Source organism: Chitinophagaceae bacterium C216, from assembly GCA_028485475.2.
Classification (GTDB): Bacteria; Bacteroidota; Bacteroidia; order Chitinophagales; family Chitinophagaceae; genus Niabella; species Niabella composti.
This window is the reverse complement of record CP144143.1, coordinates 799,484-816,773: the sequence shown is the minus strand read 5'-3', so window position 1 is coordinate 816,773 and position 17,290 is coordinate 799,484. Positions and strand designations below refer to the sequence as shown.

Sequence of the window (17,290 nt, the reverse complement as noted above, 5' to 3'; positions counted from 1 at the left end):
TATCTGATATATACGACTTTTAAAAATGGTCCAATGAAAAAGTTTGCACTACTTGGCATAAGCATATTTTCAATACTGACAGCGCATAGCCAAATAAAATTACCGCAACTCGTGCGCGATAGCATGATATTACAACGCAATGCGAAAGTAAACATCTGGGGATGGGCATCGCCCGGCGAAAAGGTTACGGTAAACTTTAAAGGGAAAAAATACACTACCAAAGCAGGTGGCGATGGCAAATGGAAAGTGCAATTACAACCGCAACCTGCCGGAGGTCCTTATACCATGACGTTAAGCGGAAAAAATAAAATCACACTCAACCATATTCTTATAGGTGATGTATGGTTGGCTTGTGGGCAATCTAATATGGAACACCAGGTGCGTTTACACGAAGTGCTATACGCACGCGAAGTGGCAACAGCAAACTATCCGGAAATCCGACAGTTCAAAGTTCCCAATGTTACTAATTTAAATGCTCCTCAGGAGGATTATCCTTCCGGTGCCTGGAAATGGGCTAATCCTTCTGATGTAAGAGAGTTTTCAGCGGTAGCTTACTTTTTTGCAAAAGCCTTGTACGATCGCTATCACATTCCCATCGGCATTATTAACGCTACTTGGGGTGGGACCCCCATCGAGGCTTGGATGAGTGAAGAAGGATTTAAAGAATTTCCCGAAATAATCAAAACAATTGAGAAAAATAAAGATACCAGTTATATCAATAGCTTCAGAGGTGGTCCTCCGCAATTTGCAATGATGAGACAACCTGAAGACAAAGGACTTGAACAAAAATGGTATGCCCCCGAATATCAACCAAAAGGATGGCGCACCATTGCCATTCCGGGTTATTGGGAAGATCAGGGAGTACGCAATTTAGATGGTGTAGTGTGGTATCGCAGAGAAGTAGACATTCCGGCCTCCATGGCGGGTGTTCCGGCTAAAATATTTTTAGGACGCATAGTAGATGCGGATGAAGTATACATTAATGGTACAAAAGTCGGAAACACCACCTACATGTATCCGCAACGTCGTTATCCTATTCCCGAAAATGTTTTAAAACCCGGTAAAAACATCATTGTGGTGCGTGTTACTAACAATGCAGGAAAAGGAGGTTTTGTTCCCGACAAGCCCTATTACATCGCTACTGAAAAAGATACCGTAAATCTTACAGGATACTGGCAATATAAAGTGGGTAGAGTAAACCGCCCCATGCGAGGTTTTGGAGGTGGTCCGCGTGGTATTGCATTCCAAAACCAACCCACAGCTTTATTTAATGCAATGCTAGCACCCGCAGTTAATTATACGCTTAAAGGCTTCCTTTGGTATCAAGGAGAAAGTAATACAGGCAAACCCGATGAGTACGCCTTATTGCAACCTGCAATGATCAAAGATTGGCGCCGCCATTGGGGTAACGAATCATTACCGTTCTTATTCGTACAACTTCCCGGATTTATGGATTACGATTATTTACCAGTGGAGAGCGGTTGGGCTAAATTCAGAGAAGCACAAGCCAAATCTCTATCCGTTCCTAATACAGGAATGGCCGTGGCCATTGATTTGGGAGAATGGAACGATATTCATCCCGACAGAAAAAAAGAAGTAGGCGAAAGATTAGCATTGGCTGCACGAAAGATCACATATGGAGAGAATATCGTGTATAGTGGCCCTATTTATCAATCTGCTGAAATATCAGGCGATAAAATCATCATCAGCTTTACCAATACAGGAAGTGGTCTTACTACCAGTGATGGTGAACCATTGGAAGAATTTGCCATTGCAGGTGAAGACAAAAAATTTGTATGGGCAAAAGCCGTTATCGAAGGTGATAAAGTGATTGTTTCGAGCGATGAGGTAAAATCGCCAAAGTATGTACGTTATGCATGGGCTGATAATCCGGTAAATCCTAATTTGATTAACAAAGAAGGACTTCCGGCCTCTCCATTCAGAACAGATAATTAACTATATTTCATATGCAGTCATAACTTTTCACTTTCCCTGTATGATGGGCGCTTCTTAAGAAAGCGCCTTTTTACTTTTGTATCAGCTGCATAGCTCAGTTTTTAATCTAAAAAAAGTGCCTTTCCGCATATTTTTTCGGTAAGTATCAAGGATTTATCAATATTTCTTCAAATTCTAATATTAAGGAATTATTAATTCCTTTAACTTTAGAGTATACAAGTTCTTATCAGGATATTTTTGCCATTGAATAAACATACAATTTTATGAGTCTGAACTCAATACTTAAAATTTTTACTCCCGCCAGCACAGTCTTCTACGAACTGTTTGAAAAAATTGCCGAAAACGTTGCTCTTTCCGGAAAAATCTTAAAACAGGTGGTATATGAGCCCGACTTCGATAAAAGAAGCACCTTGGTTCAAAACATCAGTGATGTAGAACACGACAGTGATGAGTATACCCACAATATATTTACTGAGCTAGGACGCAATTTTATTACCCCCTTTGACAGAGAAGATATACACTATCTGGCCGCAGCCCTCGATGATATAGTGGATTATACCTACTCAGCTGCTAAAAAAATCAACTTTTACCGTGTAAATCCCAATGAAACCGGGTTTCAGAAAATGGCAGAACTTATAGAGCAGGGTACCGAACACGTTAAAACCGCAGTGGCCGAGCTTCGAGATATGAAAAAGGTCAGAAACATCACCGAAGCGCTGGTCAAAATCAACAGCATCGAAAATCAGGGCGATGATGTTTTCGATATGAGCATCGAAAAACTATTCAATAGTGATATTGATGCAAAAGAACTTATTAAAAGAAGAGATATCTACCAGGTAATGGAATTGGTAACAGATAAATGTGAAGACGCAGGTAATGTAATTGAATCGATTATTATCAAATATGCATAGTTAGGGTTCATTAATTTTCATTTATAATGCCGGAGAGATAATCCCGCTGCATCCAAGAACCATAGAACGATCTATCACCAACTATTAAATTATGTTCACCTATCTCGTAGTTATCATAGCCCTGGCTCTTATCTTCGATTATATTAACGGCTTTCACGACGCAGCCAATTCAATCGCTACAATAGTTTCTACCAAGGTTCTCACTCCTTTTCAAGCTGTTTTATGGGCCGCTCTTTTCAACTTTGCAGCATATTTTGTTTTTAAAGACCACGGTGTGGCTAATACCATTGCCAAAACCGTAAAGGAGAACTATATTACTCTTAATGTGATTTTTGCCGGTCTGGTAGCAGCTATTTCATGGAATATTTTTACCTGGTGGAGAGGCATTCCTTCTTCATCATCGCATACACTCATTGGGGGTTTTGCGGGTGCTGCTATTGCACACTCACAAACAGTAGCTTCGGTAAACTCGGCCGTGGTATTGAAGATTGCCTCCTTTATTTTCATGGCACCACTTATCGGATTTATCATGGCATTCATCTTATCCATCTGGTTTATCAACTCTTTTAGAAAAGGATGGGCTATGAAGTTGCTTTCCATTGCCATTATTATTGGAGTACTGACTTTTTGGGCCCTCACTCTGGAAACTGATCCGGCTAAGCTTGCTACCCACTACGACTCTTACCTCGCAAAAGTTATATTCTATTCCACTAACTTTAAGTTTCTGCTATTTGGCCTTATCATTATTATTATGGCTGCATTTTCGCTCTTCTTGAGCAGCCTTAATGCACACAGAGCTACCATTTGGTTCAAGCGTCTGCAATTGGTTTCTTCAGCTATATTCAGCATTGGCCACGGCGGTAACGATGCACAGAAGGTGATGGGAATTATTATGGCGGCATTAGTGGCTTATGATCCTGATAATTACAGCATCGACCACATGGTTTTTTGGGTACCGTTGGCCTGTTATACAGCCATTGCACTAGGTACAATGAGCGGCGGCTGGAAGATCGTAAAAACCATGGGAACAAAGATTACAAAAGTTACTCCTTTTGAAGGTGTGGCCGCCGAAACTGCAGGAGCATTAACACTTTTTGTTACAGAAGAGTTACGTATTCCTGTAAGTACTACTCATACCATAACCGGCTCGATTATGGGAGTAGGCGCCACCAAACGCCTGTCTGCAGTACGTTGGGGGGTAACTATCAACCTGCTTTGGGCTTGGATTCTCACCATCCCTATTAGTGCTATTTTAGCCGGAATCGTTTACTTTATCGTAAAACTGGTATCTTAAACATCTTACCGTTGATTTTTACATAAAAAACGCTCACCTTTGTCCATTAGAGAAAACAGGGAAGGAGGGAGTATACATTGTTAATATTTTATTTTCCCTGAAAAAAATTGCTAGCCATACGGCTGCTTCATATTTTTAACTTTAACACGACTGACACTCTTATGGCTAAAATATTGGTTACCGGTGGTTGCGGATATATAGGCTCGCACACCATAGTTGATTTAATTCAAAGCGGATACGAGGTTATTTCTATCGATAACAATAGTAAATCTAACCCTGATGTACTGAAGGGCATTGAAAAAATAACCGGAAAAAATGTAAAAAACTATCGGGTAGATCTTTGTGATTTTGACGATACCCATGCCGTATTTCAAGAAAATGAAGACATCATCGGCATTATTCATTTTGCGGCTTATAAAGCTGTAGGCGAATCGGTAGAAAGACCGATTATGTACTACGAAAACAATTTGAACTCTTTGATTAATGTATTGAAATGCGTGCGCGATTTTAAAATACCCTACTTCGTATTTTCATCTTCATGCACCGTTTATGGCAACCCGGATTCTATTCCGGTAACAGAAAAAACACCCACTAAACCTGCAGAAAGCCCCTATGGTGCTACCAAACAAATGGGTGAGCAGATACTGAAAGATTTCTCAAGAGTATTTACAGATACAAAAATTATCTCCCTTCGCTATTTTAATCCTGTAGGCGCCCATCCTTCTATTGAAATTGGAGAGCTGCCCATCGGACGTCCGCAAAATCTATTCCCGGCCATTACTCAAACAGCTATCGGCAAACTTCCTAAACTAGTGGTTTACGGTTCGGATTACGATACACGAGATGGCAGCTGTATTCGCGATTTCATTCATGTAAGCGATATCGCACATGCACATACCCTTGCACTGCAGTTTTTGGAAAACAATAAGAATACCTCCAATTACGAGATATTCAATCTTGGTACCGGCAATGGCGTTACCGTGCTAGAAGCCATTCAGGCCTTTGAACGTGTAAGCGGACTGCAATTGAATTATGAAATAGGCCCCAGACGTCCCGGTGACGTAGTAGCTATTTATGCCAACAATGATCACGCCGTAAAAAGCTTGGGCTGGAAAATCCAATATGGTATAGACGATATGATGCGTACTGCCTGGCTGTGGGAACAAAAACTTAAAGCGCAGGAATCAGCCAATGAATCATAAAAGAAAAAGCATCGTGTTTGAAACTACAAAACGATTGCTCACTCTGTAGCTAAACCCGATGCTTTTAATAGCTTCAACTTTGTCTGCGGGCAGCTTCTCAGTTTCTATAGAATGCTGATTGTCTGCCTGACAATTGGCAAAGCATCCGCTAAAATGCTTAGGCTTTGTCAGGGTGGCCTGCTTCAAAAACTATCCCTGGTTTTACTGCAGAGATTAAAGTTTCTGAATCAGTAGGCATTTTGCCCTGCATTACCTCAGCACATACAACTTCATACATTTGCTTGCCATGTACCAACCTGTACAGCGATAGCAGTAGCTTATTGCCATTGCTTCATTACTGACTGGTTTCTAACGGTACACTTTGTCAAAGAATCTGTTGTATGACACTGCCTCCGAACCTGAGTAACTCATTTAATGTTTACCCGCTACTTCCGCAGTGTATTATGAAATTACTACTTGAAAAGCCCGGTTTCCAAATTTTTGGCCATTTTAATACACACTGCTTGTAAACATATTTTTGCACACCCTTATAGCAGGTTATGCACAGCTACGCACAGGTTATGCAGATATTGGTGTGCATAAGCGACCTCTCACTTGAGGCAACGCAATAAAATAGTGTTAATCTCTAATCTGCTTAAAACTTTTATTACTTTCATATCCGAATTTTTAAAACGCATCACATGAGAAAATATTTTATACAGGCAATCGTATTTACCGCATGTAGTCTAGTATGCGCCCTAACCCATGCACAATTGGGGCAAAACGGATTTTTAGACCGTGCCAATATGGATGAAAACGTAAAACCAGGAGATGATTTCTTCACTTATGCCAATGGCACTTGGTTAAAAAATAATCCTGTCCCACCCAAAGAAACTCGTTGGGGTAGTTTTCTTCAATTGAGAGATTTTAATATCAATGCAGTAAAAAACATTCTTGAAAAAGCTGCTGCTGATAAGAATGCTCCTCCGGGCTCGGTTACCCGCCGTGTAGGAGACTTTTATGCTGCAGGGATGGATAGCATCGCCATAGAAAAGGCAGGCTATACACCCATTCAACCCGATCTACAGCGCATTACAGCTATCAATAGTCTGGAAGATGTATTGAAAGAAATCAACTATCAGCGAACCCACGGCATTGCCTCTCCTCTTTACGGATTCTACGTAGGACAGGATAGAAAAAATGTTGAAAAAATGATACCTCAACTCTCACAAGGAGGTATCGGCCTTTCTGATAAGGATTATTATCTCAAGGATGACAAACGCTCTCAGGATATAAGAAATGCCTACAGAAAATACATTATCACGCTGTTTAAATTAGTGGGAGCTGACGAAGTGCAGGCCGAGAATAATGCCAATATTATTTTCCGCATAGAAAAAAGCTTGGCCGAAGCGCATTACAGCCGTGTGCAAATGCGTGATGCCTATCTTACCTACAACAAATTTGCTGTGGAAGATTTCAGCAAAACCACTCCTCATATCAACTGGAGACAAACACTCCATGAACTGAAAGCTGAAGGACAAGACAGTATTCTAGTAAACAATCCACGCTTTTTTGTTACTGCCGACTCATTATTGAACGTAACGCCTATAAGCGATTGGAAAGTATATCTACAATGGGGTGTATTGCGCGGTGCTGCTAACTATTTAAGCTCACCATTTGTAAACGCTGCCTTTGCGTACAATCAGGTAATTACCGGACAAAAAGTGCAAACGCCACGCTGGCAGCGCATATCATCCCTTACCGATGGATATATTGGAGAGCTTTTAGGACAATTATATGTGAAAGAATACTTTAAGCCTGAGGCTAAGAAAAGAATGGAAGAATTGGTAGAAAACCTCCGAAAGGCGTTCGCCATCCGCATCCAACGCCTTGACTGGATGAGCGACTCTACCAAACAAAAAGCTTTGGCAAAGCTCGCTGCATTCCGTCCGAAAATTGCTTATCCGGATAAATGGCAGAACTATGACGGATTTGAAATCAGCCGCCAGAGCTTCTTTAAAAACATAAGAAACGGTGATGCCTGGAGATACAACGATATGGTAAGCCGTTTAGGAAAACCTGTCGATAGAGAACGTTGGGGCATGACACCTCCTACCGTGAACGCGTATTACAGTGCAACCCTCAATGAAATTGTGTTCCCTGCAGGTATTCTACAGTTCCCATTCTTCGACCCCAATGCCGACGATGCCATTAACTATGGAGGAATCGGTGCTGTAATTGGCCACGAAATGTCTCACGGCTTTGATGATAACGGTAGTAAATATGATGCCGATGGCACCTTGCGTAATTGGTGGACAGAGGAAGATCGTAAAAAATTTGAAGCAAAAGCAGATGCATTAGCCAAACAATTCGATAGCTATACTGTTTTGGATACATTGCATGTAAACGGAAAGTTCACACTGGGCGAAAACATCGGAGACCTGGGAGGATTGAATGTAGCGTATGAAGCATTTAAAATGACCAAACAGGGACAGAGCAATGAAAAAATAGATGGTTTTACCCCCGATCAAAGGTTTTTCCTGTCCTGGGCTCAAGTATGGCGCACCAATATTCGGCCCGAAGCCGCAGCACAACAAATCGTTACCGATCCGCATGCTCCGGCTCAATATCGCACCATTGGTCCCATCGTAAATATGGATGCATGGTATGAAGCCTTTAATGTAAAAGAAGGTGATAAACTGTATAAGAAACCGGAAGACCGAATAAGAATTTGGTAAATATTTTTACTTCGATAACCGAATACAAAGCCGGGATATCCTCCCGGCTTTGTATTTTACTTACTCACAAAGATCTTTGCCAATGGACTATCACTTCTTTATATTTGCCGCAAACGAAAAACTTTCTAAAAACTTAAACTGAAGAGCGGATACAGCGATTAAACAAAAAAGATCATGATCAAACTTATTGCGATAGATTTAGACGGCTCCTTGCTTACCGATTCCAAACAACTGCCTCCGGATTTCTGGACCATAGCAGATAAACTATTTGAAAAGAATATTACCCTAGCCATCGCAAGCGGCCGCCCTTTTCATAACATCGCTAGCATTTTCCAAAGAATAAAAGACAAAATTTATTTCGTTTGTGACAACGGTAGCTATGTCGTGCACAATAACGAAGAACTACTCACCGATCCGCTGGATTTTGCATCAATCAAAAAGTTTATCGATCTATCACGCCCACTTCAGGATGTGTATCCGGTTTTATGTAGTAAACATCTGGCGTATATAGAAGATCAAAATCAAGATTTTGCCGATCAGGCTTTACAATATTATCAGGAGTTTAAAGTAGTGGAAGATTTAACAAAGGTCGAAGATGTTATTCTTAAAATTTCCCTTTGCGATTTGAAAGGCTCCGAAACTAACAGTTACCCATTTTATAAACAGTTTGAGAAAGATTATAAAATCGCTATTGCCGGACATATATGGTTAGATATCACCAGTCCTACAGCTAGTAAAGGCAATGCTATTAAAGCTATCCAGAAAAAACTTAACATCCTTCCCGAGGAGACTCTTGTATTCGGTGATTATTTGAACGATTTAGACATGATCAAAGAAGCAGGTTTTGGATATGCCATGAAAAATGCGCACCCCAAAATATTAGAAGCTGCAAAATATACCACCGAACTAGATAATAATCATTATGGCGTCATTCATACCATCAAACAGCTTCTAAATATTGAAAGTTGATCATACACCATAATTATCACTTAGCTTTTCCATTCCAAACAAATGGCCTGAGGGAAGTTTGTTTAAACCAATCTTTTTCTCCAGGTAAATCAGGATACATGGATGCGAAAATATTTTCCAAAGTATATGCCGCTGCTTCTTTATCAGTAAGCTGCTTCGACCAAGGCACTCGATGTTTTGTATCAGCTCCTGGTCCGGTGTTTTTATACTCCGCATAAAAAGCAGTTTTTTCATTTTCGGGATTGCTCCAATTGTGCCATCCTTCGGGAGCAATTTGTGCAGGCAGCTTACAACGAATGAAAACAGTTTTGGCATATGCCCTCCATGGACGACCTAGATATACTTTCTTAACACCTTCCGCTACTTGTATATCGCAATCCATGAACACATAACCAAACTTTTTGCCTTGTGTTGTACTAGCTGCGGTAATGTATGAATTGGCTTTTGCCTTTATCACGCAGTTCTTGAAAACCGCAGTTGCCGGTCCAAAGATAAAATCGGTTGTACCTTCTATATAACAATCCTCAAAAAGTTGGCGTGAAGTTTCTCCGGCAGTTAGCACGGTATCTTGATTTCCCAAAAACTTACAGTTCTTAAATACAGCTTTATCCGCATCTACATACAACGCTACAGCTTGTCCTACAGGACCTGCAGTATTGGCAAATGTGATGTTTTGCGCATAAAATCTGTTGCCGGAAATTTTAGCAGTAAACGATGTGAACGTCGTAATACGTCCACGCCCACTATAATCATCAAAAGTAATGATGGTACTGTCTACATTCTCGCCAATAAAAATTACATCTGTATTATTAGGCGGCAATACAATTTTCTCCACATACACACCGTTTTTAATGTACAACGTAATGGGAGCAAGTGGATAACCTCGCATGGCATCAATAGCATCTTGAATATATTTAAAATCGCCGCTTCCGTCTTTAGCAACAGTAAAAGTGTATTTGTATTGACCCGGATTGGCTGTTTGTGCATGCACTCTTAAACAGGCTAGTATTACAATAAAGCACAACAACAATTTTTTCATAAACATTTCAAATATTTCATTACAACAGCAATATGTGTATTTTATTACCGAATGGGGTTATGCGCGCTTCAAAATAAATAAAAAATACAACCCAATGCAATTTCTACTCATATTTATAAGATGCATCCGTAATTATTGCTGCAAGCCTGCAAATAACGCCGGATAATCCGTTTCGATGATATCTGGTCGTTTAATCAGCTCCGCGCAATAAGCTCTAATCCGCTCTTCATCGGTTTTAAGTTTATCAAATGTCGGCGGAAAAGAATAAAAGCACATCACTCCTTTACGATGTAGAAAATCGCAGAGCTCTCTTGTTTTGTCAGAAACAGCATCTCCCACATAAGCTATAATACGGTTATAAGGAATTCCTGTGGCCTGAAAGGCCTTCAAGTCGGCGTCGCTTTTTATAGCAACACAAAACATCACATTATCCAGCCGCTCATAATAATATAGCGCTTCTTCCATGGAGCGCACGCTCAATACGATATTGGGATAATCACCACTTTTTAACAAATCCACATACATGGACCAAGGAATTTTTTTATTATCTAGATTGAAGATAGTTTTGTCTTTTCCCCAATCCAGCACCTCTTTTAATGTGGGAACTTTAAAATCGGTGAAGTTACCTTGGCGATCTTTTAGGCGTGCTTTGGAGATTTGTTCATAAGTCAGTTCGCTTACTTTACCCTTCATATTTGTAGTGCGTTTTAGATCCTCATCATGCATAAGAATCATCACACTATCTTTTGTTAAACGCGGATCTATTTCAAAAAAAGAAGGAAGTAAGCTCAGTGTTTTTTCCATTGCTTCTATACTATTTTCGGGATAACCCGGAAGCATACCTCCGCGGTGTCCGGATATAATTACAGGCTTCCCATCTTCATAATGAAAAAACTGCTGCAGCTCTGACATATTTCTTACACGAATGGTATGTAGTTTCTTTTGCGCGCACACCTCAATAACAAAGAACAACAGTATGCTGCATACAAGAAGAATCTTTTCTATACTTTGCTTCATATCGATCGGTTTTAGGCTTTAATGTTTACTAAAATAAATTAAGGTTACACTTGTTGTAAGAGCTGATGAATAACGGCACGTGCCTCGCGACTTAAAAAATCATTTACATACTGCAAGAATAATTCCCGAACTATTGGGGCATCCTTAATCGAATGCAACATAGGCACGCGGTCCATAAACATGGATGCTTCCCATCCCGGTTCACTAAATAATTGCATTAACAAATCACGATGCTGATCTTGCACTTCACGCATTTGATTTTTCTTAAACTCTCGGTCTAAGTAATAATACCATGCAGCAAGAATGAATACACCTATTCGTATTTGAGGAGAATTCTGACGTAACTGATCCCATATCACCGGCAACACAAACTTGGGAAGCTTGTCGGTAGAGCCCGAAATAATTCGAGCAGTACTATCATTAATCATGGGATTGCCAAAGCGCGCCACCAACTGCTCCACATAGTCGTTATAATGCACTCCATTAATAAACGACAAAGTAGGAATCACTTCTTTATTACAATAATGCATGTATACCGAATGAATACCGGTATCCTTTATAGCAGTATGTATGCGATCATAACCTAATGCATCTCCCAACAATCCAGTCAACGAATGTCCACCGTTGAGCAAGCGCAGTTTCATTTCTTCAAAAGGCGCTACATCATCCACCAGCGTAGCACCCATTTCCTGTAACGGAAAATCTGCAAGAGCCGGATGCTCTTCTATTACCCACTGAAAGAAGTCTTCACAAACTACTAAACAGTTATCCTGAATATCGACTTGTTGAAGCAAATCATTTTTCTGTTGTGGTGTAGTAACCGGCGTGATACGATCCACCATGGTTTTAATAAAGGCGGCTTTTTGCTGCACCCAATCTATCATCGAAGAATCATAGCGATGTAAAAATTCCAGCAATGCCAAACGCAACACATCTCCGTTGTGCTGTACATTGTCACAAGACAGTAATACAATTCCTTCGTCACATGCCTCTTTTCGAAGCTTTAATCCTTCTGCCAATATGCGGAATACGGTTTTAGGTATTCCTTGCTTTTTTAAATCTTCCTGCACTGTGGAGGTTTCCCATATAAAACGATTTTGAGAAAGATCCACATTATACCCCCCCTCCGTAATAGTAAAGCTGATGATTTTTGTTTCAGGCGATGCAATACGTTGTAAAATCGTATCGTAATCTTCCGCAACATGCAATATCTCCTTAATCGTTGTAATAAGTTCGGTTGTTTGCGTTCCCTCGGGAGCATACCGTTGTACAAAATACAAACCATCCTGTGCCCGCAATGCTTTCACAAACGCTAAATCCTGCGGCATCACATTTACGCCCGTTATACCCCAATTGCTGAACTTGGCAGGATGCTTATTCAACAATTGTTGTAATGCCCAAGCTTGATGCGAACGATGAAAACCACCAACGCCAAAATGCAATATAGGATATGGAGGCTTAGCATTTTTCGAAAAGCCAATAGGCAGCAATCCTTTTAAACGAGCATTGTGATAATTTAATACCATGGCCATTCTTAGTTACGTTGAAACACTACAGCAGCAATAATGATAATTCCTTTAATGATTTGCTGCAAATAAGAAGTGATGTCTAAAAGGTTCATCACGTTGCCGATCATGCTTAATATAAATACACCCAATAACGTATTCACCACCGAACCTTTTCCTCCCGCCAATGATGCCCCTCCAATCACTACGGCAGCTATAGCATCTAGTTCCAATCCTACACCGATATTGGCTGTTCCCACTCCGGTACGACCAACCATCAGCAAACCAGCCAGTGCAGTAATTCCAGCACAAATTACATACACGGCAAACTTGGTTCTTTTTACATTAATTCCTGATAAACGCACCGCTTCTTCATTGGAACCAATGGCCAGCACAATTCTTCCGAAAATGTTATATTTCAGCAATACATGCAGCATTATAAAAATACTAAACAGTATCAATGCAGAAACAGGAATGCCTAAAAGGGTTCCTGTTCCTAACACCAGAATTTTTTGAGAATAAGGTCCCACACTAATTGGTGCACCTTTTGACAATAAATATCCAGCACCTCTTACCATCGACATCATGGCCAGCGTTACGATAAATGGTGCTATGCGCCGATAGGCAACCAGAAATCCGGAAATACTACCTACAACAAGTCCTATCAATATCGAAAGTAAAAAGGCATATGGATAGTACACCTCATAACTCAGTAAAGAAAAAGTCACACCAATCATAGCTACCACTGAGCCTACCGAAAGATCAATGCCGCCGGTAAGTATCACCAGTAGCATACCCAAACTCACCAAACCTATAGGCGCCGACTGGCGGAGCAGATTGGAAATATTATTGGCAGTAAAAAAGTTATCGGTAATAAATCCCGATATTACCAGCATCACTATAAAAATGATGAGGGTGTTGTACTGAGAAAAACTACGACTAATTTTTTCGGCTTTCATTTACATAAGTTTTTTCTTCTATAGCTAATCTGAGTAAGGTTTCTTCGGAAAAATCTCTGCGCTGCACCTCTCCTGTAATAACACCTTTTTTCATTACTACAATACGATCGCAAATAGTCATCAGCTCTTCTAAATCAGAAGAAACAATAATCAACGTTTTCCCTTTATTGGCAAGATCAAACAAGATTTCATAAATCTGTGCACGTGCACCCACATCGACGCCGCGCGTAGGCTCGTCAATCAATAGTATATCAGCACCACTATTCATCCATTTTGCCAAAATCACTTTTTGCTGATTTCCGCCACTCAATGAATCGATATTTGCATCGAGTGATTGACACTTAATTTGCAACTGATCTATCAATGTGCGTACATTATCTAACTCTCGCTTATGATCAATAAATCCCCAGCCTTTATTAATACTTCTATAATTAGTCATGGATATATTGTTGCGGATACTTTGATTGATAATAGCTCCCTCTTTTTTACGATCTTCCGGAACCATTCCTATACCACTAGCTACACTTACTTTGGGAGATGTAGTAGCAATAAGCCTTTCATCAATATATATGCGCTTACCTTCTGCAACATCGGCACCATAAATCGCGCGTAGCAGCTCGGTTCGTCCGGAGCCTACAAGTCCCGCAATACCTAGTATTTCCCCTGATTTTGCAGTAAGCGAAACTTCATTTTTTGCCATCGGCAGTTTAATACCGGTAACTTTAAATTCCGAAACTTTATCGCTATGTAATTCTCTTTTCCTATGTGTGTGTAACAACTCCTTGCCTAACATCATGGCAATGAGCTTATCGTTATTAAGATCTTTATTAGCTTCCGTTGCAATAGATTTACCATCTCTTAAAACGGTGATGGTGTCAGATATCTGCAAAATCTCCTGCAAATGATGCGAGATATAAATAATGGCAATATTTTTCTTCTTTAAGCGCTCGAGTACTTTGTACAAAATAGCCACTTCATGCGGACCCAGCACATCCGAAGGCTCATCGAAAATAATCAGCTTTAAATCATTGGTAAGAGCTTTTGCTATTTCTACAACTTGTTGTTCGGCAACGCTAAGCTGTGATACTTTTTTTGTTACATCGATTTGAAAACCGATATCGGCAACTAAGTTTGCTGCTTGCTGATGCAACTTGGACCAGTTGATCCAAAAAGATTTTCCCAGTTGGTTTAAAAAAATATTTTCAGATGCGGTAAGCTCCGGTACCAGTGAAAATTCTTGATAAATAATACCGATGCCCAAATCGCGCGCTTTACGTGGCGAATCAATCACACACTCTTGGCCGTCGATAAAGATGCTTCCCTCGTCCTTTTCAACAGCGCCGGAAAGTATTTTCATTAAAGTAGACTTGCCGGCTCCGTTTTCACCCAGTAATGCATGGATTTTACCATACTCTACAGAAAGGCTCACATCGTCCAATGCACGTACACCGCCGTATGATTTGGATATACTTTTTAACTCAATCATCGTTTAAAACAGTGAGTTAGGATTATAGAATTGGTCCACATTGTTTTTGTCAATAATTACCGACCGAGTGTAATTGACTTGTTTAATACCAGGTTCGTCATTCAGATAACGCGCTACAATGGTTACCATGTTTTCTCCTAGTATTTCCGGACTGTTTTGCGCTGTAACACTGTATTCGCCTTTTTTAATGAGCTCGTATGCTTCTTTCTGACCATCCAATCCTACTAGAGCAATTTTACCTTGCATGCCCATCTCTTTAATCGTCTTGAGTGCACCAATGGCCATGGCATCATTTTCAGCAAACAATACATTGATGTTCTTATGTGCTACTAAAATATCTTCCATTGCTTTAAGACCACCATTATTGGTCCAGCCACCCCAACCCTGCGTGACAATGGTAAATTCCACCCTGTTGTTTTTGTGCAATTGCGCATCGGCTATACCTCTTACAAAACCTAGTCTTTTTTCCCTTCCTACGGGGTTGCCTTGGTTACCGCTTATGATAGCAATGTTTAAATGAGCCTGTTTAATATTGTTCACTACCCATTCACCCAATAACTCGCCATTGAGTTGGTTATTGGCATATACACTGGAAATGTACGGCGCTTCTTCATCAATAAAGCTATCCAGTATAAATACCAAAACACCTTGTTCACGTGCCCGCTTCACGATGGGTACTAGCGCTTTAGGGTCTAGCGGATTCAATATAAGTACGTGAATGCCTTTGGATAAAAGATCTTCCACAGCAAGCACCTGCTTATTGATATCTCCTTGTCCATCCGTAGCCAGATATTGCATGCCATAACGCAACACATTTTCCCGAACCGATTTTTCCAAAGCCACATAGAAGGGTGCATCTAGGGTAGGGGTACAATACCCTACAACGGTTCCTGATAAATCTTTTTTAGAAACATACGCTCCAGTACTATCGCTTAATATTGCTTTAGCCTGCATCTTTTTGTCCTCAGGAATGCAGGAAAAAAATAACAAGCAAAGCAAACAACCGTAAAAGATTCGCATAACTTTCATATTTGTGATGATGGGCGCATTATGACCGCACCAAATGTTGATTCTTTCTTTTTACAATTGATAAACTACGTTTTGACGATGATTCTTTTACAACTAACGTCCCTTTAAATTCTTTAATTGTTATAGATGGCTTTTCTTTAGGATGTTCTATTCGATTAATCAAATAGCTCACTGCAGCCTTACTCATAGTTTCGATGGGCTGCTTCAAATAACTCACCGGAGTTTTGAACAATTTATACGCTTCGGCTTCGTCAAAACACACTACACCTAATGTTCCCGGTACCTCCACATCAAGCGCAGCAATTTCAGAAAGACCCGCCATTGCTATTTTATTAGTAAAAAAGCACAAACTATCTACTTTATCCTCGTATAAACTTCTTCGAATTATGTGGTGCATTTCTTCTTCCAATTTCTCTTCATGCAACTCATATACAAAAGGGAGCTTTTTAAGCAGTTCTTTGCAAGTAGTAGTAAATCCATCTTTACGCTCCTTCAAATGGCAAAGCTTTCTATTGATAGTTATCAACCCTGGGCGTTTATAGCCATTGGCAGCCATATGCTTTACGATTTGCTGCGATGCATCGTAATTATCGAGAAGTATGGAAGGTGCTTTGGGAGCATTCTTGAATTTTCGATCAATAACCACAAAAGGCTTATTAATACAGGTCAATTCATGAATACTCTTTTCAGCATTTTCAGGAATAGCTAGGATGAGTCCATCTACCTGACGTGCCAACAATACATTTAAAAGTTGCTCAAAACGATCGCGGCTTTCATGTGCGCTTCCATAAATAACCTGATAGCCGTAAGCACTTGCTTCTTCTTCGATATACTTGGCAATAGAAGAGTAAAACAAGTTGGATATATCGGCCACTATCAATCCCAACGTATTAGTTCGATTCGTCTTTAGACTTTTGGCAATTTGATTGGGTGTATAATTCATTTTAGCAGCCAGGGCCTTAATGCGAGCTGCCGTACGCGCATTAATCTTGTTTGTCTTTTTCCATTCAGCACATACGATACCAATGCTACGGATACGCCGAGCTCATTGGCAATATCCTTCATGGACACCCTTTTATGAATTACATGCTTCACTGGCAAGATTTTAAGGCAGTATTGATGTACCCACAGCCGTCACGACGCACTTTCATTGACGATGCAAGCTATCCTCATCGTTCGGGCAAGCAATTTTATAAAGGTTTAATC

14 protein-coding genes are annotated in these 17,290 nt (G+C 40.3%); 6 read left to right on the top strand and 8 right to left on the bottom strand.

From position 1 onward, the window contains the following. Positions 1 to 33 precede the first annotated feature (33 nt). The 6 genes from PIECOFPK_RS03395 to PIECOFPK_RS03370 all read left to right on the top strand — a co-directional run bounded on the left by PIECOFPK_RS03395 (position 34) and on the right by PIECOFPK_RS03370 (position 9,049). Positions 34 to 1,956 carry a sialate O-acetylesterase gene (locus PIECOFPK_RS03395; RefSeq protein WP_330975618.1) on the top strand — a complete coding sequence of 641 codons (1,923 nt, stop codon included), beginning with the start codon at positions 34 to 36 and terminating at the stop codon, positions 1,954 to 1,956. Between the two features lie 263 nt (positions 1,957 to 2,219). Further along, positions 2,220 to 2,867 carry a DUF47 domain-containing protein gene (locus PIECOFPK_RS03390; protein ID WP_330975617.1) on the top strand — a complete coding sequence of 216 codons (648 nt, stop codon included), beginning with the start codon at positions 2,220 to 2,222 and terminating at the stop codon, positions 2,865 to 2,867. Between the two features lie 91 nt (positions 2,868 to 2,958). Beyond that, entirely contained in the window at positions 2,959 to 4,161 is a 1,203-nt protein-coding gene (locus tag PIECOFPK_RS03385; RefSeq protein ID WP_409966510.1) for an inorganic phosphate transporter, read from the top strand. 161 nt (positions 4,162 to 4,322) lie between these two features. Next, the gene (galE, locus tag PIECOFPK_RS03380; protein ID WP_409966509.1) at positions 4,323 to 5,363 is read left to right on the top strand and encodes a UDP-glucose 4-epimerase GalE; all 1,041 of its coding nucleotides are present in this window, start codon (positions 4,323 to 4,325) and stop codon (positions 5,361 to 5,363) included. 680 nt (positions 5,364 to 6,043) lie between these two features. Continuing rightward, positions 6,044 to 8,080, top strand: a complete 2,037-nt coding sequence (locus tag PIECOFPK_RS03375) for a M13 family metallopeptidase (RefSeq protein ID WP_409966508.1) — start codon at positions 6,044 to 6,046, stop codon at positions 8,078 to 8,080. A 174-nt stretch (positions 8,081 to 8,254) separates the two neighbouring features. After that, positions 8,255 to 9,049 (top strand): HAD family hydrolase, encoded by a 795-nt coding sequence (locus PIECOFPK_RS03370; RefSeq protein ID WP_330975613.1) that lies wholly within the window; start codon positions 8,255 to 8,257, stop codon positions 9,047 to 9,049. A 16-nt stretch (positions 9,050 to 9,065) separates the two neighbouring features. Here the strand turns inward: PIECOFPK_RS03370 and PIECOFPK_RS03365 are convergent, their stop codons facing one another. The 8 genes from PIECOFPK_RS03365 to PIECOFPK_RS03330 all read right to left on the bottom strand — a co-directional run bounded on the left by PIECOFPK_RS03365 (position 9,066) and on the right by PIECOFPK_RS03330 (position 17,179). Next, positions 9,066 to 10,088, bottom strand: coding sequence for a pectinesterase family protein (locus PIECOFPK_RS03365; RefSeq protein ID WP_330975612.1), 1,023 nt, complete (start codon positions 10,086 to 10,088; stop codon positions 9,066 to 9,068). Positions 10,089 to 10,220: 132 nt separating this feature from the next. Beyond that, positions 10,221 to 11,105, bottom strand: a complete 885-nt coding sequence (locus tag PIECOFPK_RS03360; RefSeq protein ID WP_409966507.1) for a glycerophosphodiester phosphodiesterase family protein — start codon at positions 11,103 to 11,105, stop codon at positions 10,221 to 10,223. A 44-nt stretch (positions 11,106 to 11,149) separates the two neighbouring features. Further along, positions 11,150 to 12,637: a mannitol dehydrogenase family protein gene (locus PIECOFPK_RS03355; protein WP_409966506.1), complete on the bottom strand. Its 1,488-nt coding sequence runs from the start codon at positions 12,635 to 12,637 to the stop codon at positions 11,150 to 11,152. Positions 12,638 to 12,639: 2 nt separating this feature from the next. After that, entirely contained in the window at positions 12,640 to 13,569 is a 930-nt protein-coding gene (locus tag PIECOFPK_RS03350) for an ABC transporter permease (protein WP_409966505.1), read from the bottom strand. Next, positions 13,550 to 15,055 carry a sugar ABC transporter ATP-binding protein gene (locus PIECOFPK_RS03345; RefSeq protein ID WP_409966504.1) on the bottom strand — a complete coding sequence of 502 codons (1,506 nt, stop codon included), beginning with the start codon at positions 15,053 to 15,055 and terminating at the stop codon, positions 13,550 to 13,552. Before PIECOFPK_RS03345 ends, PIECOFPK_RS03350 begins: the two co-directional genes overlap by 20 nt. Positions 15,056 to 15,058: 3 nt before the next feature. After that, on the bottom strand, positions 15,059 to 16,075 hold the full coding sequence (locus PIECOFPK_RS03340) for a substrate-binding domain-containing protein (protein WP_330975607.1): 1,017 nt from the start codon (positions 16,073 to 16,075) through the stop codon (positions 15,059 to 15,061). A gap of 28 nt (positions 16,076 to 16,103) precedes the next feature. Beyond that, complete coding sequence (locus PIECOFPK_RS03335; RefSeq protein ID WP_409966503.1) at positions 16,104 to 17,027, bottom strand: LacI family DNA-binding transcriptional regulator; 924 nt, start codon at positions 17,025 to 17,027, stop codon at positions 16,104 to 16,106. Next, entirely contained in the window at positions 17,024 to 17,179 is a 156-nt protein-coding gene (locus PIECOFPK_RS03330; protein ID WP_409966502.1) for a LacI family DNA-binding transcriptional regulator, read from the bottom strand. The genes PIECOFPK_RS03335 and PIECOFPK_RS03330 overlap by 4 nt, the downstream gene beginning before the upstream one ends. Positions 17,180 to 17,290: the final 111 nt, after the last annotated feature.